The sequence below is a fragment of the Winogradskyella sp. R77965 genome, from assembly GCF_044594915.1.
GTDB lineage: Bacteria > Bacteroidota > Bacteroidia > Flavobacteriales > Flavobacteriaceae > Winogradskyella.
Genome location: NZ_CP138990.1, coordinates 1629121 through 1651648, shown reverse-complemented (window position 1 = coordinate 1651648; position 22528 = coordinate 1629121). Strand labels below are relative to the sequence as shown.

At 35.3% G+C, this 22528-nt stretch carries 14 protein-coding genes and 1 tRNA gene; 5 read left to right on the top strand and 10 right to left on the bottom strand.

Annotated elements, in window-relative coordinates; genetic code table 11:
- Positions 1-53: 53 nt before the first annotated feature.
- The 3 genes from yidD to folE are packed head-to-tail and all read right to left on the bottom strand — an operon-like array spanning position 54 to position 2509.
- On the bottom strand, positions 54-290 hold the full coding sequence (yidD, locus tag SJY34_RS07355; RefSeq protein ID WP_400080732.1) for a membrane protein insertion efficiency factor YidD: 237 nt from the start codon (positions 288-290) through the stop codon (positions 54-56).
- A 2-nt stretch (positions 291-292) separates the two neighbouring features.
- Positions 293-1774, bottom strand: a complete 1482-nt coding sequence (gene cysS, locus SJY34_RS07350; protein WP_400080729.1) for a cysteine--tRNA ligase — start codon at positions 1772-1774, stop codon at positions 293-295.
- A 57-nt stretch (positions 1775-1831) separates the two neighbouring features.
- The gene (gene folE / locus SJY34_RS07345) at positions 1832-2509 is read right to left on the bottom strand and encodes a GTP cyclohydrolase I FolE (RefSeq protein ID WP_400080726.1); all 678 of its coding nucleotides are present in this window, start codon (positions 2507-2509) and stop codon (positions 1832-1834) included.
- Between the two features lie 331 nt (positions 2510-2840).
- On the opposite strand from folE, the gene SJY34_RS07340 reads away from it, so the two are divergent.
- Positions 2841-6530: a T9SS type B sorting domain-containing protein gene (locus tag SJY34_RS07340; protein ID WP_400080723.1), complete on the top strand. Its 3690-nt coding sequence runs from the start codon at positions 2841-2843 to the stop codon at positions 6528-6530.
- 54 nt (positions 6531-6584) lie between these two features.
- On the opposite strand, the gene SJY34_RS07335 is transcribed toward SJY34_RS07340, so the two are convergent.
- Both SJY34_RS07335 and SJY34_RS07330 read right to left on the bottom strand, forming a co-directional pair.
- Complete coding sequence (locus SJY34_RS07335; RefSeq protein WP_400080720.1) at positions 6585-8114, bottom strand: OmpP1/FadL family transporter; 1530 nt, start codon at positions 8112-8114, stop codon at positions 6585-6587.
- 35 nt (positions 8115-8149) lie between these two features.
- Positions 8150-9292 (bottom strand): hypothetical protein, encoded by a 1143-nt coding sequence (locus SJY34_RS07330; RefSeq protein WP_400080717.1) that lies wholly within the window; start codon positions 9290-9292, stop codon positions 8150-8152.
- 101 nt (positions 9293-9393) lie between these two features.
- Here SJY34_RS07330 and proS point away from each other — a divergent pair, with 101 nt between their 5' ends.
- The 4 genes from proS (at position 9394) to era (ending at position 12464) form a co-directional block, all read left to right on the top strand.
- Entirely contained in the window at positions 9394-10872 is a 1479-nt protein-coding gene (gene proS / locus SJY34_RS07325; protein WP_400080714.1) for a proline--tRNA ligase, read from the top strand.
- Between the two features lie 109 nt (positions 10873-10981).
- Positions 10982-11053, top strand: a tRNA-Glu gene (locus SJY34_RS07320).
- Between the two features lie 21 nt (positions 11054-11074).
- Positions 11075-11326: a 30S ribosomal protein S20 gene (gene rpsT, locus SJY34_RS07315; protein ID WP_400080711.1), complete on the top strand. Its 252-nt coding sequence runs from the start codon at positions 11075-11077 to the stop codon at positions 11324-11326.
- A gap of 256 nt (positions 11327-11582) precedes the next feature.
- Positions 11583-12464 (top strand): GTPase Era, encoded by an 882-nt coding sequence (era, locus tag SJY34_RS07310; protein ID WP_400080708.1) that lies wholly within the window; start codon positions 11583-11585, stop codon positions 12462-12464.
- Here era and SJY34_RS07305 read toward each other — a convergent pair.
- The 5 genes from SJY34_RS07305 to SJY34_RS07285 all read right to left on the bottom strand — a co-directional run bounded on the left by SJY34_RS07305 (position 12455) and on the right by SJY34_RS07285 (position 22193).
- A complete protein-coding gene (locus SJY34_RS07305) occupies positions 12455-12955 on the bottom strand; it encodes a GTP-binding protein (protein WP_400080706.1) in 501 nt (166 codons plus the stop codon). The genes era and SJY34_RS07305 overlap by 10 nt on opposite strands.
- A 19-nt stretch (positions 12956-12974) precedes the next feature.
- Entirely contained in the window at positions 12975-14858 is a 1884-nt protein-coding gene (locus SJY34_RS07300) for an OmpA family protein (RefSeq protein ID WP_400080703.1), read from the bottom strand.
- 10 nt (positions 14859-14868) lie between these two features.
- The gene (locus SJY34_RS07295; RefSeq protein ID WP_400080701.1) at positions 14869-15804 is read right to left on the bottom strand and encodes a type IX secretion system membrane protein PorP/SprF; all 936 of its coding nucleotides are present in this window, start codon (positions 15802-15804) and stop codon (positions 14869-14871) included.
- A gap of 15 nt (positions 15805-15819) precedes the next feature.
- The gene (locus SJY34_RS07290) at positions 15820-19869 is read right to left on the bottom strand and encodes a gliding motility-associated C-terminal domain-containing protein (RefSeq protein WP_400080698.1); all 4050 of its coding nucleotides are present in this window, start codon (positions 19867-19869) and stop codon (positions 15820-15822) included.
- 188 nt (positions 19870-20057) lie between these two features.
- Entirely contained in the window at positions 20058-22193 is a 2136-nt protein-coding gene (locus tag SJY34_RS07285) for a LysM peptidoglycan-binding domain-containing protein (protein ID WP_400080695.1), read from the bottom strand.
- Between the last annotated feature and the right edge of the window lie 335 nt (positions 22194-22528).

Here is a 22528-nt window from a genome sequence, read left to right as displayed (position 1 = left end):
TGTACGGAGTACATTTTTAGTGAATGGGCGAGCTGGCGCGCGAGGGAAAATTTTTAGTTGTCATCCTCCCTTGGAACAGGATCAAAACCTTTCCCTCCCCAAGGATGACAACTAAAAATTCTCTTAATGGCTAACCAACCTCCTTTAAAAAAGCCATGAACTTCTAAAGCTTCTTTTGCATAATGAGAACACGTTGGTTGATATCTACAAGTTGCAGGAGTAATTGGAGAAATAAATGTTTGGTAAAGCTTTATGAGGAATAGAAAAGGATATGTTAAGATTTTTTTCACGATTAGTTTGTCGTAAAAGTAGTTCCATCTCTACTATCATTAAGTTGAATTCCGGCTTCAGCTAATTCATCTCTAATTTTATCAGACAGTGCAAAATCTTTATTTAATCGAGCTTCTTTCCTAAGATTTATTAAAATCTCAACTGCGCCAGAGAGTTTATCTGTCGAAGAATCATCCTTAGAAATACTAGTTAATCCTAATATGTCGAATGTAAAAATAGTCATAGTCTCCTTCAACAAATCTAAATCTTCAGAAGTAACACTCGCACTTCTATCCTTTATCTGATTAATGAATTTCGCAGCATCAAATAAATGAGCTATTAGAATAGGAGTATTAAAGTCATCATTCATGGCATCATAACATTTCTGTTTCCATGCAGCAACATCAAATGATGAGGAGTCACTAGTTTTTAAATTATCTATTAAATTAATGGCATCCATTAGTCTATGGAAACCTTTTTCCGCAGCAAGTAAACCATCATTAGTAAGATCTAATACGCTTTTGTAAGACGCTTGCATCATAAAAAATCGAATCACACTTGGACCATAGGCTTTAGACATGATGTCATTTTCACCAGAAAGTAATTCTGCAGGATTAATATAGTTTCCTGTAGACTTACTCATACGAGCACCATTAAGTTCAAGCATGTTAGCATGCATCCAGTATTTTACAGGGTCTTGTCCTTTTGCCGCCTTATTTTGGGCTATTTCACACTCGTGATGCGGAAATTTTAAATCCATCCCACCACCATGAATATCAAATTGTTCTCCTAGGTATTTAGTGCTCATTGCTGTACATTCTAGATGCCATCCAGGAAATCCATCACTCCAAGGAGAAGGCCAACGCATAATGTGCGCAGGTTCTGCTTTTTTCCAAAGTGCAAAATCTTGTGGATTTTTTTTATCACTTTGACCATCAAGCGTACGTGTATTATGAATTAAATCTTCAAGCTTACGTTTACTTAAAATACCATATTCGTTAGTTTCATTGTATTTATGGACATCAAAATATACTGAGCCATTTACAACATAAGCAAAACCATTATCTATTATGGTTTGAATTAATTCAATCTGTTCAATAATATGACCAGTAGCAGTAGGTTCTATGCTAGGTGGTAAGAAATTGAAAGTATTTAACACATTATGAAAATCTACAGTATATCGCTGTACAATTTCCATAGGTTCTATAGCCTCTAATCGTGCTTTCTTTGTGATTTTATCCTCGCCAAGATCGGCATCATTTTCTAAATGTCCTGCATCTGTAATGTTTCTTACATATCTTACTTTATAACCTAAATGTTTAAAGTAGCGAAAAATCATATCGAAAGACATGAAGGTACGGACATTACCTAAATGTACATTACTATATACGGTTGGACCACAAACATACATGCCCACATAACCTTTAGTTATAGGTTTAAAAATCTCTTTTTCACCCGAAAGTGAATTGTATATTTTAATAGTTTGTGTATCGTATAAAGGCATGATGCAAATTTGAAAAATGTAAAAACAAAACTAAAGAACTAGTTAACAGAAAACAAGTTAAAACGTTGTGTCTAATTGTATGTAGTCTAAAAACTCACGACGTGTTTCTTTTTCCTTGAATTTTCCACCAAACTCAGAGGTCACAGTGCTACTTTCTATATCTCTTATACCACGAGAATTAACACATAAATGTTTAGCATCAATAACACAAGCAACATCTTCTGTATTTAAGACATTTTGAAGTTCTTTTACAATTTGAATTGTTAAACGTTCTTGTACCTGAGGACGCTTTGCAAAATAATCAACAATCCTATTCATTTTAGATAAACCAACAACTGTACCGTTAGAAATATAGGCAACATGTGCACGACCAACAATAGGAAGCAGATGATGTTCGCAAGTAGAATAAACTGTAATGTTTTTTTCTACCAGCATTTCACCATATTTATATTTATTGTCAAATGTAGAAGCATTGGGTTTTTTATCAGGATTTAAGCCACCAAAAATTTCATTAACAAACATTTTTGCAACACGATTTGGCGTGCCCTTTAGACTGTCATCATTGAGATCTAAACCTAAGGTTTCTAAAATGTGTCTTACATCATCTTTAATAATATCTACTTTTTCACTATTTGAGAGTTCAAAAGCATCCGCTCTCATTGGTGTTTCGCTCGATGAACCTATATGGTCGTCACCTAGAGAATCAATATCATTAAAATCGCTTTCAATTTTCATTATAAAAAATATTAATCAAACTTAAAAAGAAGAGGCAAAGATAAGCAATAAAAACAGTTTGGTTAAGTAAGGAGATTTATTATTATAACTGTTATATAGTTAAAACCGTTAAAATGTCAATAACCTTGACGAATTAACAAATGTTTTATTAAAATTTTCTTAATTTTCGAAATTCAATAATTTTAGATTAATCCATGCAAGAATCACTAATTTTATTCATCTTAAAACCTATTCCATTCAGTGTTTCTTGTCAACAATCCAAACAAAAAAATATGCATCTTTTGGCGAAATATAATGAAAGTATAAAAATGTCAATTTTCAAATAGTCAAAATGAAAAACTATCTAATTTTAGCACTACTTTTTCTTTTTGGGTTGTCTTCTCTAAGTTATGCCCAAGGATCAATATGTGCCGAAATAGAGCCATTTTGTGCAGGAGGGAATGCGTTGGTTTTTCCAAATTCACATCCTGGTATTCCTGGTGCTTCAAATTCTGCAGAAGCTGGCATAAATTATAGCTGTACTACTGGTAATGGTCCAAATGACCCTTCATTATGGCCTTATCCATCGTGGTATTATTTAAAAATTGATTCTGACGGTGATCTTAATTTTTCAATTAGTCAGGCTGAAAATGCTGATGGCTCGGGAATGTCTTTTGATGTTGACTTTATTGCTTGGGGACCGTTTAGTGACACAAATATCAATTGCGGTGCAGATTTAACTAGCTTTACTAAAATTGACTGTAGTTGGCTTCCTTCGACTACCGAATCAATGAATATATCAGGGGCAAGCGAAGGTGATGTCTATGTCGTTATGATAACAAATTTTTCTCAACAACCAGGGTTTATAACTTTAGAGCAAACTAATGCTGGTAACTCCTCATCTGGCAGCACTGACTGTTCTATTGTTAATAGTATCGAACTATGCAGCAATGAAGTAACTAGTTTGGATGCAACAACATTAGATGCTGTAACTTATGAATGGTTTAGTAATGAAGATCTTTTGCCAGAAACAGGCCCTATATTAAACAATGTCGTTTCACCAAGCATGGGTTATACGGCGAATGCGTATAATGCTGCTGGTGCTATTATTTCTGTAATTGAGTTTAACGTTAATTTCTTTGAACAACCCATTGCAAATCTAGTAGATGATCAATTAATTTGTGATGATAATAATGATGGTTTTTGGAATTTTGACTTATCGGTTTTAGAGATGGACGTACTTGGTGGTCAATCTACCTCAGATTTTAATATTTCATTTCACAGAACATTAAACGATGCAGATATAGGAATATCATCATTGCCATTAATATATACGAATCAAGTTGCTTATCAACAAGAATCTATATTTGTTCGAATTGAGAATGCTGAAAAACGAACGTGTTACGCAACCACTGAGTTTTTAATTAATGTATTCAATCAGCCAACAGCGACACCGGTCATATATCAATTATGCGATAATGACTTAGATATGGATGATACCAACGGTTTTGTTGAATTTAATCTGTCTTCAGTCGATACTGAAGTTTTGAACGGACAAGATGCTTCACAATTTACTGTGACATATCATTTGGACCTAGCAAATGCAGAAGCTGATGAAAATCCTTTGGGAAATATACATACTAATACCTTTAAAAGTACTGATGATATATTTGCTAGGGTCGAAAGAAATGATTATCCAGATTGTTATGAAACTGCCATGGTTACTTTAATAGTGAAGGATCTGCCTGATGTTGAAAACGCTGTACAACTCATACAGTGCGATGACGATTCGGATGGTCTGTCAGATTTCAATTTGAATGAGGCTAAGGAATTAATATCTATGAACTTTTTAGCTGAAACAATGACCTTTCACAACAGCTTTGATGATGCAGATAATGCTTTGGGTGCTATTATTAATCCTACGTCTTATCGAAATACTGATTCCTCATCAAATCCGGACGTTCTATTCGTCAGAGTAGAAAATACGGAAGGCTGCCATAGAGTGACTCCTTTAGAATTATTGGTTGAAGCAACTCAAATACCAGTGACGGTAGAAATTCTTTATGAGGAATGTGATACGATAGATATCGTAGATTCAAATATCACTAATGGAATAACATCGTTTGATTTTAGCGATGCAGAATCTCAAATAAGAGCACAATCTGGTTTCCCTTCAGGTCAGAATTTAACCTTTAGCTACTACCAAACAGAAGTGGATGCGCTTGCGGAAATAAATGCAATTCAAGATATTTCTAATTATAGAAATGAAACTTCTCCGTTCGAACAAGATATTTATGTGAGAGTCGATGGTGATATAGATAACTCTTGTGTAGGGCTAGGAGTGCATGTAAAATTACGAACAATAAATCCAACACCAAATACAGATCCCGAAAATATTGAGCTTTGCGATAGAGTTAATACAGGAGACAGAGTTGAGGATTTTAATTTGAGGGAAAACGAAGCATTTATTGAAAATGGCGAAGCAGACTTGATCTCAACTTACCATACTGTACTAGAAGACGCGCATTCAGGATCCAACCCAATTGTCGATCCAACTCAATATAGGAATATAGAAAGCCCGCAACAAGAAATTTACGTAAGAGTGACCAATGCTATTACAGATTGTTACGCTGTTGTTAATTTTACAATAATTGTCCGTCCTTTGCCAGAGGTTGTTCCCTTAACTGACTTTATAGTTTGTGAACTGAACTCGGATGGTTTTGATACTTTTAATCTGACTAGCAAAGATACAGAAGTTCTAAATGGGCAGGACCCAGGGCAATTCATGGTAAGCTACCACCAAAACTTGATTGATGCAGAATCGGGTATGAACGGTTTGGTCAGTCCATACAACAACCTTGATAATCCACAACAGATTTTTGTAACAATTACAAACAATGTTACAGGCTGTTCGATCAGTACGCAAAGCTTTAATATTGAAGTTCAGGAAGCCGCAGCAGCTAATGCAGATACGGACCCGATACTCTATGAAGAATGCGATGACAATATGGAAATCGATGGTGATCCAAGTAATGATAGTGTACAGTTTGATTTAACCACCAGAGATGTGGACATATTAGATGGTCAAGATGAGACCAACTATATTGTGACTTATTTTGAATCGGAAGAAGATGCGAATCTAAATATCAACCCATTACCAACACTTTATGAGAATAAAGTTAACCCACAAGTCGTCTATGCAAGAGTAGATAACAACACCCCAAATATTATACCTGGTGCAGACACTTCAATATGTTATGCTCTAGCCCCATTCACCTTGCAAGTTAATCCTTTACCTGAGTTTGATTTAGAAGATAGTTATATTCTGTGTGTTGATACCAATGGCACAGAAGTATTGAACCCACTGGTGATAGAAACTGGCCTATCAACAACAACCTATAGTTTTGAGTGGAGTTACAATGGTGTTATACTGATAGGAGAGACCGATTCGAGTCTAATACCTACCCAAGGAGGCACCTATAGCGTTACTGTAACCGATTTGAGTACGTCAACGGTAACGAGTTGCACAAATACAGATAGTACTGAGGTTATAGAAAGTGAGCCACCTATATTAGAAGTTAACTTGGTGACGCAAGCTTTTGCAGACAATCACGTTATAGAAGCGTTGGCAACAGGCATAGGAGTGTATGAATATAGTTTAGATGATGGTCCATGGCAGGACGAGGGGACGTTTAGTAATGTATCGGCAGGGGAGCATGAGATCACTGCAAGAGATAAAAACGGTTGTGGTATTGTAACGGAATCCATCTTTGTGATTGATTACCCGAAGTACTTTACACCAAATGGAGATGGCAACCATGACACCTGGAACATACCAAATATCGGAAGTAACGCAAAAATTTATATATTCGATCGTTATGGAAAGTTACTGAAACAGCTTAGTCCGACAGGGCAGGGTTGGAACGGAACTTTCAATGGCGATATAATGCCGACAAGCGATTATTGGTTTATGGTGCAGTACGACGAACCACTGACCAATAAACGAAAAGAATTTAAAGCCCATTTTACCTTGAAACGATAATGGTAAATAATATAAACAGAAAGCCTGAGCAATTGCTCAGGCTTTCTGTTTATATTAAATATTAAACGCTAAGCTTAAAACAAAATCAGTAAACTTAGATTGTATTTGTGCAGCATCAGTTAGTCCAACATTATACAATTGATGATTGATATCCCGTTCTGATTGGCTAAACGCAAAATCCAAACTGAGATCACCAAAATTATAACCTAGCCCCAAAGAATAGCCATATAAATCACCATAAAAAGTGTCATCTATATATGGACTTCCTTCAAAACGATAGCCGCCTCTAAAACTAAATTGTTTGTAGCGATATTCTCCACCTAATCTATATGAAGTCGAAGAATCTAGGGTACTATTAATCTCATTATTTAAATCTGAAAAAAGTAAATCATCTGAATTAAGCCTAAATTTTGTACTACTATAATCCTTAACAGCATAATCAAAACTTATTAAACCTTTCTTGCCAAAAACATATGCCAAACTTCCTGTAACTTTTCCTGGTGTTTGTAATCTATATTCTTCATATATATTAATTACATTTGGATTTACAATTTGATTAACGTTCGATCCTCCTTCTATTCTTGTCGTAGCTAAATATTGAGATGTCTCATCAGAAATTCTGTACCAAGTTGGTGAACTATAGGAAACACCAACTCTTAATTCTTCCGTAACCTTAGCAATACCTCCTAATTGAAATGAAAAACCACTACCAGTAGTCAATAAATTATTTTCAAAATCAACATTTCTAATAGTTGAATTAACGTTTGAGTTTTGCTCATTTAAAAAAGTTGAACGCTCATAATTTATGAAATGTGAATTTAAGTTCAATCCAAAATAAAGTTTATCATCATAACTTGTTGCTAAATTAAATGCTAATTTTCCGTTATAACCTCGACTCGCGTATGTGTAACGTTGATTAAAATTGGTGCCATTAACATCTATGTTTGATATATAAGTTGTATTATCATCAGTATCATCGACAGGATCTATTATAAAACCTTCAAATCCTAAAAATGCTTGTTGATTTCTATATCCATAAAATGAACCAATTTGATTATAAGCCTCAGATAATGTTTCACCTGGAAGGGCAGAAATTTCTTGTAATCTCAGACCTTGAGCATTTTGCAAGAAGTAATTGCCAATTGTGTTATTTGGATTTATACCATTTGCTACCCAATCATCATTAAAATCAGCAGCACGGTCGTATGCAACGCTTAATGTGAATTTTCTCCAAGGAGAATTAATGTCTGTGTTTCTAAAAACAAACGCTGCTCCTAATTGATTTAAATCTATACCCGAATTAGAAGATAAATTTGTGCCATTAAAATAGTTTATTTCATTGTCTGAGTTGAGTAAACCTAGAGATATAGAAGCATGACTTTCGTTAAATATTGCTGAACCAGCAGGATTTATATTAACACTCGACATATCTCCACCAAGTGCTCCAAATGCACCACCCATAGCTCTAAAACGAGCTGTACCCTGAATTTCATCTAAAGAATATCTTACAGCATCTGTAATGTCTTGTGCTAAAATATAAGACGTGCTCATTAAGCCTATGCTTAGCATAAGTAATTTTTTCATAAGTAATTTTTTAAAATTAGGAATTAAGTTAAAGTTTATCCGCGACCACGTCTACCAGAAGAACTACTTCTACTTCCTGAAGACCTCGAAGAACCACGCGAAGACCTTACACTACCGGATGATCTAGAGCTACGCGATCCTGAAGATCTAACACTACCCGATGATCTAGAACTACGAGAGCCAGATGATCTAACACTTCCTGATGATCTTGTACTTCTAGAAGATCTCATAGTACCAGAGGATCTTGTACTTCTTGAAGGACGCGTTATTCTAGAATTGGTTCTTGTTCTAGTAGAATTTGAATTTCTAATTGTTCTAGAAGGTCTTGAGGTACGAGCCGTATTTCCTATGCTTCTAGTTGAAGAATTAGACCTTACTCTCGAATTGCCTCTTGTATTTCTTGTTGCGTTAGATAATCTACGTGTAGAATAATCGCTGCGTGATATTGCTGAATTACTTCTTCTAGAGGTACGACGATTTAAGTTATTATTGTATAATCCTCCTCTACGCCCGCTATTGTAGGCAAATCTGTTATTGTTTCTGTAAAAACCATTATTCCAGCCCCAATTATTCCATCCGCCCCAGCCATTATTCCAGCCCCAGTTATTCCAGCCTAAGCCCCAACCAGCGTTCCAGCCCCAGTTATTCCAACCTAAGCCCCAACCAGCGTTCCAACCCCAGTTGTTCCAGCCCCAACGATTCCATCCCCAAGGTCGTCCCCAACCCCAGTTATTCCATCCAAAACCGCCATTCCATAACCAAGGGTCATTCCATCCGATCCATCCATTATCAATAACATTTATTGTAACAGCACTGTTGTTCTGTCCCCAACCACCGTATGCAGGTCGTCTTTCTAAAGTGTCTTGAGCAGTTTCAATATAGTTTCCTTCGTAAGAATCTATATCTGTAAATATTTGGCTTTCTTCAGTTATTGCATCAACTTCAGCAGAATTCTCCGCAAAATAGTTTTTATAATAATTTGAGTTATTAGTAGAAGTAGAAACTACAGGTTGATCAACTTCAACTTCAACTTCAGCTTCAGTATTGTAACCATTAGAGTATATGCCATCATTATCATATCCTGCATATTGAAATGAGCCACATGATGTTAACACAGCCATTAGACCGATTGCAACAAAAAATGGCAATTTTTGTTTTGTAAAAGTTTTTAATTGCATATCTCTTTTATTTTATTGTTGAACATAGCAAAAATAGTTAGTTTTGCTGAACTATTTTTTACATTTAACATAAGCACAATATCTGTGCCAAAACACTGAAAATGAGCAAAAATCTTACAAGTAGAGCAGAAGATTATTCAAAATGGTACAACGAATTGGTTGTAAAGGCTGATTTAGCAGAAAATTCTGCAGTCAGAGGTTGTATGGTGATAAAACCATATGGCTACGCTATTTGGGAGAAAATGCAAGCAGAATTAGATATAATGTTTAAGGAAACGGGACATGTGAACGCTTATTTTCCATTATTTGTGCCTAAAAGTTTATTTGAAGCTGAAGAAAAGAATGCAGAAGGATTTGCAAAGGAATGTGCTGTTGTGACCCACTATAGATTACAAAATGATCCAGATAATGAAGGAAAATTAAGAGTTGACCCTGAAGCTAAACTTGAAGAAGAGCTAGTTGTTAGACCTACAAGTGAAGCTATTATTTGGAATACATATAAGGGTTGGATACAAAGTTATAGAGATTTACCAATTTTAATAAATCAATGGGCAAATGTTGTACGTTGGGAAATGCGTACGCGCCTATTTTTAAGAACTGCTGAATTTTTATGGCAAGAAGGTCATACAGCTCATGCAACTAAAGCAGAAGCATTAGTTGAAGCTGAGCAAATGAATGATGTATATGCAGAATTTGCGGAAAACTTTATGGCGATTCCTGTGATAAAGGGTATAAAAACAGAAAGTGAACGTTTTGCTGGTGCATTAGAAACCTATTGTATTGAAGCATTAATGCAAGATGGAAAAGCGCTACAGGCTGGTACATCTCACTTTTTAGGGCAGAATTTTGCTAAAGCATTCGATGTTAAGTTTACTAATAATGAAGGCAAGCTAGATTATGTATGGGCTACGTCGTGGGGAGTTTCTACCAGATTGATGGGCGCATTGATTATGACGCATAGTGACGATAAGGGATTGGTGTTGCCTCCGAATTTAGCGCCATATCAAGTCGTTATTGTTCCTATATATAAGAATGAGGATCAATTTGAGGCTGTAAAGAAAGTCGCCGATGAGATTATTAAGGATCTAAAGGAAAGAAATATCTCCGTAAAGTTTGATAAAAGAGATACCTTGAGACCTGGCGCAAAATTTGCGCAGCATGAGTTGCAAGGTGTACCTTTAAGAATTGCTATTGGGCCAAAAGACCTTGAAGATAATACTGTTGAAGTAGCTCGGAGAGATACTTTTACTAAGGAAACCGTGATATTAGATAGAATAAATGTAGTTGTGGAAGATCTACTAGAAGAGATTCAGGAGAGTTTGTATAAAAAAGCATTGGATTTTAGGAATGCGCACATCACAGAGGTTCAAGATTTTGATGAATTTAAAAAAGTATTAGAGAGCAAAACAGGATTTATTTCAGCACATTGGGATGGAACTACAGAAACGGAGCAAAAAATAAAAGATTTGACAAAAGCAACAATACGCTGTATTCCGATGAACAATAAACTAGAAGAAGGTAAATGTGTTTATAGTGGTGAGCCATCAACTCAACGCGTTCTCTTTGCGAAAGCATATTAAATATTTTTCAAAAAAAATATGCTAGTAGTTGCAACATTTAAAAATAGTTGTATTTTTGCATCCGCAATGGAAACATTGTAGGTTCATTTAATTAGTTTAATAACCAAATGGCCCGTTCGTCTATCGGCTAGGACGCCAGGTTTTCATCCTGGTAAGAGGGGTTCGATTCCCCTACGGGCTACAATTTTTAAAAAAAAATAAAATGGCAAATCATAAGTCAGCTTTAAAAAGAATAAGAAGTAACGAAAAAAGACGTGTACTTAACAGATATCAGCATAAAACAACACGTAATGCTATAAAGAAATTACGTGAAATTACTGATGCTAAAGAAGCACAAAAAATGTTGCCTTCGGTTTTAAGTATGATTGATAAGTTAGCTAAGAAGAATGTTATTCATTCTAACAAAGCAGGTAACTTAAAGTCTCAGTTAACGAAGCATGTTGCTGCAATCTAAATTGTAGTTCTTATCAAGATATTAAAGTCTTTCCAAATGGAAAGACTTTTTTTATCAATTTATTCTCTTAATTTTTAATTAGAATTATACTTCAGTCTATATGTAATGGTATTGCAAAGCAACCATTAAATTCTACACCAATATAAAAGCTGATAAACTTCATAAGACTTTATCATCTTGGCTATATTTATACATAACAAAATAAAAAAGGTCTTCATGGTTTTAAGTATTACCTTTGTATATTAAATTCAATAGAATGCACAAAGCAGGTTTTGTAAATATTATTGGTAATCCTAATGTTGGTAAGTCTACATTGATGAACGCATTTATAGGTGAAAAGCTATCTATAATTACATCTAAAGCACAAACGACTAGGCATAGAATATTAGGAATTGTAAATGGTGAAGATTTTCAGGTCATATTAAGTGATACACCTGGGATTATTAAACCGGCTTATGAGTTACAAGAATCAATGATGGATTTTGTGAAGTCCGCTTTTGAAGATGCTGATGTGTTAGTTTACATGGTGGAAATAGGAGAGAAGGAGTTAAAAGACGAAGCATTCTTTAATAAAATTAAAAATTCAAAGATTCCTGTTTTGTTATTGTTGAATAAGATTGACAATTCTAACCAAGAACAATTAGAAGAACAAGCCGAATTGTGGCAGCAAAAAGTGCCAAATGCAGAGTTTTTTCCAATTTCAGCTTTAAAAGGTTTCAATGTTCAGAATGTATTTGATAGAATTATAGAATTACTCCCAGAATCTCCAGCATTTTATCCTAAGGACCAATTAACGGACAAACCAGAACGTTTTTTTGTCAACGAAGCTATTAGAGAAAAAATTTTAATGCATTATAAAAAAGAAATTCCTTATGCAGTAGAGGTTGATACTGAAGAGTTTTTTGAAGAAGAAAATATTATTAGAATGCGTTCAGTAATTATGGTTGAACGCGAAACCCAAAAAGGAATAATTATTGGCCATAAAGGTTCTGCTTTAAAGCGCGTTGGAGTAGAGGCACGTAAGGATTTAGAAAAGTTTTTCGGAAAACAGGTGCACTTAGAGCTTTATGTAAAGGTTAATAAGAACTGGAGAAGCAACCAAAATCAATTAAGGCGTTTCGGTTACAATCAGCGATAAGCTCTTAATGTTTCTTTCATAAAGCCATGCAGTTTATACATTTCTGGTTTTCCTTTGGCTTTACCCATTCTTCCTGCAATGTATAACACAAACCAAATTATTACCATAATCAGTGTGAGAAATAGCTGTACAGCATAAGAATTTCCTAAGGTTACATTTGTATAAGCCCAAATTCCAAATCCAATAAAAAGACCTGCAACGATAAAATGCAAAAACATAAATAAAGTCCATACTGTCGGATTAGGTCCAAAAAGACCATGAACTTTGGCATTACTCTCATCGATCTCATTAATCTCTAAATGCAATTGAGGCGACCAAAAATGTTGTTCTTGTTTGGGGAATTTTATAAAAACATGGTCGTCAATTCGAGTTACTATAAATTCAGATTGACTAGTTTTAACCAGTTCAAATCCTTTTAGTAATTTTTCATTGTTAGTTTGCACGTCAAATTTAAAACGAGGCCTTAATACTATGTCATTAGAAAGATCCATAGTTATGTGAGGTAGTTTTTTATTTTAAAATAAGGAATTCACAACGTCGATTTATTGAAAATTCGGTTTCTGTACAGTTATCACCACATGGAACCAGAGGCTTAGTTTCACCATAACCTTTTGAGGTTAAACGCTCTCTAGATATACCATTTTCAACAAGATATTCTAATGTAGCCCGAGCTCTTTTTTGAGATAGGTCCATATTAAACTCAAATCCTGCTCTAGAGTCGGTATGTGCACCCAATTGAATTTCCATACGTGGATACTTTATAAGTAACGCAACTAGAACATCTAAGGTTCTTGCAGCTTGTGGTTTAATATCCCATTTTGCAAAATCAAAATAAATATTTTCTAATTCAATGAAGGTATTACCGTATTCATCATCTGTAACGATTTCTTCTGCATCTTTATAAGATTCTATTTCTAACTCAATGTTAAATTCTATATTACCACTATCATTAGTATCAAAAAATTCTATTTCTGGGATGTATTTTGGTTGAAACCCTTCTAAAGAGTAACTTCTGTTTGGTTGCGTTTCTAACTTATATCTGGCATCTTCACCTGTAAACGTCTCTGATATTATATTTCCTTCTTCATCAAATAAAGTCACCGTTGTATTTGGTAGTAATTCTCCTGTGACTTTATCTGTTACCAAACCTTCGATATAATATACTCTGTCAGTTGAAATACGATCAAATGTATATATATGATCGGTTCCACTTCTATTTGAAGATACGTATCCTGTTTCTAGAGAATCTACAACTATAAATGCAAAATCATCCTTTTCACTGTTTATGGACTCCCCTAAATTGAGAGCATCTAAAAATTTACCATTTTTTTTACTGCTAGAGAATAAATCGAGACCACCAAATCCACGTTTGCCATTCGAAGCAAAATAGAGTGTACTATCTTTTCCCATATATGGAAATTGTTCTCTGCGTACAGAATTAATAGATTTTCCTAAATTAATAGGCTCACCGAATGTATTGTCTTCCAATATATCTACATAAAAAATATCAAAAGATCCTATACTATTTGGCATATCGCTCGAAAAATACAACTTAGTTTCATCGCTATTTAAAGCGGGATGCATTGTAGAGTATGTATCACTAGAAAATGAGACAGGTTCCACGTTTGTCCACTTATTATCAATTAATTCTGCTTTAAAAATACTTACAACAGAAATTTTTGTAGAATCTAAATCAATACGTCTTTTAAGGTTTCTGGAAAAATACATGGTTTTACCATCTTTGGTGAAAACTGCATTACTTTCGTGTTGGTTCTTGGTATTTATTTTTTTGTTAAATGGTTTAATGCTATCTATTGAAATAGAATCACCTACTGTAATTTTAGCTTCGTATAAATCTAAATAGGGTTTACCATTCCAATTATAATTTGGGTTTTTGATGTTCAATGTTGAGGCAAAAACCACTTTGTCTTTATAAAGACCAATTCCAAAGCTAGAACCACCAATTTTATCTGTCAAACTTTTTAATTCATATTCGTAAGGTATAATGCGCTTAAGTAATGATTTAAAATTTTCAGTATTAAATGGGTCATTTAATTTTATTGCTGATACATTATCGGCTTCTTCGTATTTTTTTAGACCTTTTAAAACATCTACAAATTTAATGTAGAATGTCTCATTGAGATCCGATTCAATACTTAGATCTTTGATTTGACTATAAGCTTCATAAGCTTTTTCGTATTCAGAATTATAATAGTAACAATCTCCTAGTTTTTCTAGAACTAAATTATTTTTAGGAAGTTGAGCATAGATCTCTGCTGCTTCTACATAGGCTCTATTTTCATATAGTAAATCCGCTTTTTTCATGGATTGAGAAAAACACAGCTGTCCTGTAATTAAAACAGTAAGTAAAATATATAATTTAAATGTTTTCATTTGTTTTCAATTAGAAAAATCTTGGGGATTTATCATAACCTTTTCCTAGTTTGCCAATATTAAATAACATAAATATTTCGTGAGAACCTGAATTAAACCTTCCTAAATTAGAAAGTGTATGATCGTATGCATAGCCAATACGAAGACCTTCATATATTGAAAAATTAACAAGACCACTAACAGAATCCTCTATGCGATACCCTACACCAAACTCTACCACATCATTAATTAATACATTAGCAGTTAAATCTACAGATAAACGTGCACCGTTGACATGTTTAGTCATAAAAGCATATTTAATTTTATTATTACTACCGAAATTCATAACATAACCTCCAGTTAAGAAGTAATGCATATTTTCTGAGCCTTGGGTCACTATACCACTATCTTCACTAAGATGTTTGGTTTCTAATAGGTTTGGTACAGAAAGGCCTAAATAATAATTTTCTGAAAAGAAGAACAAACCTGTACCAATATTAGGAAAGGTTCTATTAATATTTTCTGCAAATGCAGGATCTGGTAACGGGTCAGAATACACAAAACCATCAAAATTAGTAGTGAATAACGTGGCTCCAGCCTTTATACCAAAGGACAATTTTGTGGTTTCACTAACAGGAAGTACATAAGCTATGTCTACAAAAGCACTGGTTTGTTTTACTACATCTCCAATTTGATCGTGAACAAATGATACTCCTCCTTCTAAACGGTCTGTAATCACAGAATGTGCAAAGAAATTTGATGTAGTTGGACCTCCAACAGATTGAGACCATTGTGAGCGATGAAGTAAGCCAAGATTTAAAGTTGTATTATCGTCAGTTGCATAAGCCGGATTTATCACACTCATATTATACATATATTGTGTGTATTGAGGATCTTGCTGAGCATGAGTTGATAATCCTATAATTAGGATTAAAACTGCTACACTATATTTTATTTTACTTCTCATCTCACTATATCCTAATTATCTACTAAGGTAAACTCTGCCCTGTAATGGTTCGCGTGCTCCATCGTTAAATTCTAATATATAAAAATACACACCAACCGGTAAAACAGTGTCACTATTTTTCCATGTGCCATCCCATTTTGGGGAATTAATGTTACCTTCATAAACAGTATTTCCATATCGATTGTAAATGCTTAGCTTAAATTTTGGATACAGGTCATCTAAAAAGAGAATATCGAAAACATCATTTATCGTATCTCCATTTGGTGAGAATCCATCAGGAATTAAAAGGTCACCAATACATTTAACTAAATTAACCGTTAGCGCTAGTCTTATTGTACTCTCACAACCGTTCTCTAATTGAATTGAAGCATAATAAGTCTGACCATCTTGGAGAATTTCTGAATCAGAATAGATGTTACCACCTATTGGCTGATCGTACCAAATAATAATTTCAGAATCAACGATGTTGGCTGTTAAATTTGCTATGGTCGGTATCTCTTCTTCACATAGTTCACTTCCGTTTTCTGTTAATTGAGGCGTACGTACGTCTTCCAAAAATATTTCAGCGGGTTCAATAGCTTCTGTAATTGCACTGCAAGTTTGTCCTAAGAAGAAGAATTGAGATATTGCTACTATTGTAATACCTGGATTTGGTAATAAGTTTTGCGAAATTGTAAAGGATGCATTGCCTCCAGAAACTGTTATACCAGCTGTATTTACAGAAATATTAGCTTCGCTAAGTTGGTACACAATAGAATAATCTCCATCTGGTAATTGATTAGCACCAGAAATATTAACAATTATATCCTCAGGACGATCATAACATATGGCAGGGTTAGCAACAGATATTATTAAACCTGTGACGTCTGGTAAATCATTAACGATAATATTCACACTTGCTTGGTCTGTCAAATTGCATTGCGTAGAGTTGACGGTGTATGTATAATCACCAGGCAAGTCCACTAGAGGGTCAAAAGTTCCATTGTTTGTAGTAAGGTCGGGAGCCGTCCATGTACCACCAGCATCAGGATTTCCGTTGAGGCTGTCAAAGAGATTGACGGCACTGGCGTTGCTACAAATTGTTATCTGGTTGTCCTGACCAGCATCTGGACTGGTTTCGATGGTCACTGTAACTTTGGCTGACACATCAGGGCAAACATTGGTTCCAGCTACGGTGTATGTATAATCACCAGGCAAGTCCACTAGAGGGTCAAAAGTTCCATTGTTTGTAGTAAGGTCAGGAGCCGTCCATGTACCACCAGCATCAGGATTTCCGTTGAGGCTGTCAAAGAGATTGACGGCACTGGCGTTGCTACAAATTGTTATCTGGTTGTCCTGACCAGCATCTGGACTGGTTTCGATGGTCACTGTAACTTTGGCTGACACATCAGGGCAAACATTGGTTCCAGCTACGGTGTATGTATAATCACCAGGCAAGTCCACTAGAGGGTCAAAAGTTCCATTGTTTGTAGTAAGGTCGGGAGCCGTCCATGTACCACCAGCATCAGGATTTCCGTTGAGGCTGTCAAAGAGATTGACGGCACTGGCGTTGCTACAAATTGTTATCTGGTTGTCCTGACCAGCATCTGGACTGGTTTCGATGGTCACTGTAACTTTGGCTGACACATCAGGGCAAACATTGGTTCCAGCTACGGTGTATGTATAATCACCAGGCAAGTCCACTAGAGGGTCAAAAGTTCCATTGTTTGTAGTAAGGTCGGGAGCCGTCCACGTACCGCCAGCATCAGGATTGCCGTTGAGGCTGTCAAAGAGATTGACGGCACTAGCGGTGCTACAAATTGTTATCTGGTTGTCCTGACCAGCATCTGGACTGGTTTCGATGGTCACTGTAACTTTGGCTGACACATCAGGGCAAACATTGGTTCCTGCTACGGTATATGTATAATCACCAGGCAGGTCTACCAGAGGGTCAAAAGTTCCATTGTTTGTAGTAAGGTCAGGAGCCGTCCATGTACCACCAGCATCAGGATTGCCATTGAGACTGTCAAAGAGATTGACGGTACTGGCGTTGCTACATATTGTTATTTGGTTGTTCTGACCAGCATCTGGACTGGTTTCGATGGTCACTGTAACTTTGGCTGACACATCAGGGCAAACATTGGTTCCTGCTACGGTATATGTATAATCACCAGGCAGGTCTACCAGAGGGTCAAAAGTTCCATTAGTTGGAGTAAGGTCGGGAGCCGTCCACGTACCGCCAGCATCTGGATTTCCGTTGAGGCTGTCAAAGAGATTGATGGCACTAGAGTTGCTACAAATTGTTATCTGATTGTCCTGACCAGCATCTGGACTGGGTTCAATGGTCACTGTAACTTTGGCTGACACATCAGGGCAAACATTGGTTCCAGCTACGGTATATGTATAATCACCAGGCAAGTCCACTAGAGGGTCAAAAGTGCCATTGTTTGGAGAAAGGTCTGGAGCCGTCCATGTACCGCTAGCATTAGGATTTCCGTTGAGGCTGTCAAAGAGATTGACTGAACTAGCGTTGCTACATATTGTTATCTGGTTGTCCTGACCAGCATCTGGACTGGGTTCAATGGTCACTGTGACTTTTGCAGACACATTAGGGCAAACATTGTTTCCGGCTACGGTGTATGTATAATCACCAGGCAGGTCTACCAGAGGGTCAAAAGTGCCATTGTTTGGAGTAAGGTCGGGAGCCGTCCATGTACCGCCAGCATCAGGATTGCCATTAAGGCTATCAAAGAGATTGACGGAACTGGTGTTGCTACAAATTGTTATTTGGTTGTCCTGACCAGCATCTGGACTGGTTTCGATGGTCACTGTAACTATGGCTGACACATCAGGGCAAACATTGTTTCCAGCTACGGTGTATGTATAATCACCAGGCAGGTCCACCAGAGGGTCAAAAGTGCCATTGTTTGGAGAAAGGTCTGGAGCTGTCCATGTACCACCAGCATCAGGATTGCCATTGAGACTATTAAAGAGATTGACTGAACTGGCGTTGCTACAAATTGTTATTTGGTTGTCCTGACCAGCATCTGGACTCGTTTCGATGGTGACTGTAACTATGGCTGACACATCAGGACAAGAGCTATTTCCAGCTACGGTGTATGTATAATCACCAGGCAAGTCTACCAGAGGGTCAAAAGTGCCATCATTTGGAGTAAGGTCTGGAGCCGTCCATGTACCGCCAGCATCAGGATTTCCGTTGAGGCTGTCAAAGAGATTGACGGAACTAGCGTTGCTACAAATATTCAATTCTCCTGATGTTCCTGCATCAGCCCCTTCTATTAATACTACCAAAACTGCTAATCTTCCAGAACTTTCACATGGCGGGTCTAATGTAGTACCATAATAAATTTGTCCATTAATTAAAGGGGTATTAATGGGTAATGCAAAGGCAGAAAATAAAGATATATACCAATTATTATTGCCACTTGCCACTAAATCCCCAACAGTCGGTGTAAATGTTGAGGTTGCGCAAAATTCTTGTAAAACATCTCCCGTAGGAATAGGAGTAAATCCTACATTTACTAAAACCTGCAGTCGAGATGTTCTACAACCAGTATCTGGATTTGCTTGATCAGCGTAGTATAACGTCTCGTCCACTAAAACCGTTGCGTCATTTAAAGGTAAACCACCGGATGGGGATAGATACCATTTTACATCATTACCAACAGCTACTAAATCTGAAACTGTTGCTACGTTTGGATCGTCAGAACAAAAGCCTTGAAAGTTTTGACCCGTAGGAGGACCGTATATAATGACATCAACACGTGGCCTTACACCACATGTTCCGGTGTTGTCATCGGCATAGTAATCCTCACCGCTTATAAGACTTGCTGAATTTGATAAAGGTATAGTTGAAGTTGCAGTTTCATACCAGACAACACCTCCACCATTGTCTATTGCCTGTAAATCTCCAACTAATACCGATTCAATATCACATAAAGACTGTAAACTGTTGGTAACTGTTGGGCATTGAGCATTAAGCGAAGATAATCCGTAGGTAAATAATAAAAGTAGAAGTACTAATAATTTATAATAAGTTATAAAACTTTGCGATCTGGCTCTCATTAAAAAAATTTAAAATAATTACTTCTTGTTGAAATCGATGCCATGGACTAGAACAGCAAGTTCAATTATTGATTTTGTTCTTGCTAAATCGCGTGATGAGGGGAAACAAATATATGTAAATCGCATTGACTTAGCAAAATAAAAATTTAACAGTTTTGTTGGATGTTATATCTAACCATTCAAGTTTGTTAATCAAGTTCAATTAAGCCTTTAATAGAATCATATTGCAATAAATAAAGGCCTGTGTTAGAATAATTTATATCGTTTGTTTTTTTGTATTCAAATTTTAAGTGAGGGTGCTCTGATGTTATTGTTTCTATAGTATTTTTAAATGATGAATTCTGAGAAAGTCTTAATAAGACATCTAAAGTGATATCGAAACCTAAGATAGCATGTTTTGAAGGCTTTTTGTTGAATAAAGCTTCATAATTATTTTTAAAATCAGACTTAACCTTACTGTTATTTTGATCCATATTGGTTGGAAAAATTAATTTTAAAACTTTATACCTTAAATCTGATACTTCACTTTGCTTGGGTATTAGTGAATCGTCAATCAAAACCAATTGAATACTATAATCTGATAGTTTACTCATTAATGTAGTAGTGGAGTTTAGAAAAACAATAGTTTTTTCGCTATCTAAAACAATATAATTAAGTCTATCTTTTTTTAGTGCTAATTCTAGCTCATTGTCTTTGAAGAATCCAGCATTATCAACTTGTAAAAATTTTGCCTCTGGAATAGTATTTACAATTAGATCTTTATTTCTAGCTTCTTCTAAATCACTAACTACAATAATTTGAGAATCTTGACTAGCTATGTAATTTAAGGTTTTAGTTTTTTGAAAGTTCTCCGAAGGGATTGCTTTGTAAATAATACTATTTTCAACAGAACTTATGTTAGAACTTATGTCAATAATAGAAATTACTTCATTAGATTCTAGCTCAGGGAAACGTGAGCGGTTTTCTAAAAAAGGAACAAGAATGGCGTTCTTTCTATATGTACTTTCAATCTTTAATTTTGATTCTACATCACTCTCCTTTATTAAGGTAATATCGAAATTTAAATTTAAAGCTAAGGCAGAATCTATTGCCATTTGAGAACCTTGAAAAAAGTCAAGATACTTTTCATAATTATCATTATTATTAAGCATCTTTTGCCTTAATTCTGGTGAGCTGAGTTCATTACCAGAGAAAGGGGTATAAAAGTATAAACCATTTGTGTTAGAAGTGTCTAAATTAGCAAACAAAGCAGCATTTCTATTGGTTTCAATTTCATCTACTTGATTTGAAGAATTTGTTGAAAAGGAATTAGAATCTATATTGTTTTGTGTTGGATCTATTGGCATTTTAATAACAGCACCAACATTTACAGCAGTCAATAGTTTTGGATTTAATGTGGTTAGTTGATCTATAGTCATACCAGCTTTTCTAGACAAGCTAAATAGAGTTTCTTTTGGCTGAATTACGTAGTCTACGTAACGTCCATCTGTTGTGTCTTCTGCAGTATTTGTAGGATCTATTTGTGTATCTGTAACTTCATTAGTATCTGTAATTTCGTTACTGATGCTCGTATCTACAGTTGCTACTGTGTTATCAACATTAAGCTTATGACCAGCCATTAGCATATCGATAATATGAGGGTTTTTAGCTTCAAGTTCAGCAATGCTCATATTAAAGCGTCTAGCTAATTCAAATTTTGTGTCACCACGTTTTACTAAATATTCTCCAGCAATTGGTAAATCTGAATTTTTATCTGGTATTACTAAAGTTTGTCCTATTTGAAGAAATTCAGATAACTGATTAGCATTTGCAGCTGTTAAAAGCTGTACACTAATGCCATTTCGTCTAGCAATTCCCCAAAGCGTTTCACCTTTTACCACGATATGCTCACCTTCTCTTGCTTGGCGTGGTTCTTCTTTAATCGTTTTGTCTAAATTAATAATATGACCAGCTTGCAGCATTCTTACTATGTGAGGATTTTGCTGCTCTAACATGGCAATACTAACACCGAATCGTCTTGAAAGTCCGGATTTGGTCTCTCCACGTTTTACCTCATAATTAGAGATTTGAGATTCACTAATTACGGTATTGTTTGATGCATTAGGCGGGTTAGATTGTGGAACTCTTAATGTTCTACCAGCATATATAATATCTTCAGAACCTGGATTTAATCTAAAAATAGCAGTCATACTTACTCCGTATGTTCTCGAGATTGAATAAACACTTTCACCTTTTTTAATGGAGTGCTCTATAATATTTTGTTGAGCTGTTGCAAGTTTTGAGCTTAAAACTAAAATTATAAAAAGTGTAAAAAATTTCCCCATTCCCTTTTAATGTTTTTAAATCATCAATCACTTAATAAACCTAATGAATTCAGTTTATTGTTTTTTTAACATGGTTATAACTTCTCTAGAAAGGGTCTTTATTCTTGTAGGAAGTGTACTTCTAACTGATTAGAAAACCACCAAAAACGTGATTGAATATATATGGATTAAAATTACTAAAAATATGGGCTATAGTTTCTAAATTCCTACTTCTTATCAACAGGATATTAACAATGATTACGTCGTATTTATTTGGGTTTAAAAGTAAGTTAATCGTTTTATTTGTCCACAATGAAAATTAATCGATTGTTCCTTATAACTAAAGAGTAAGTACT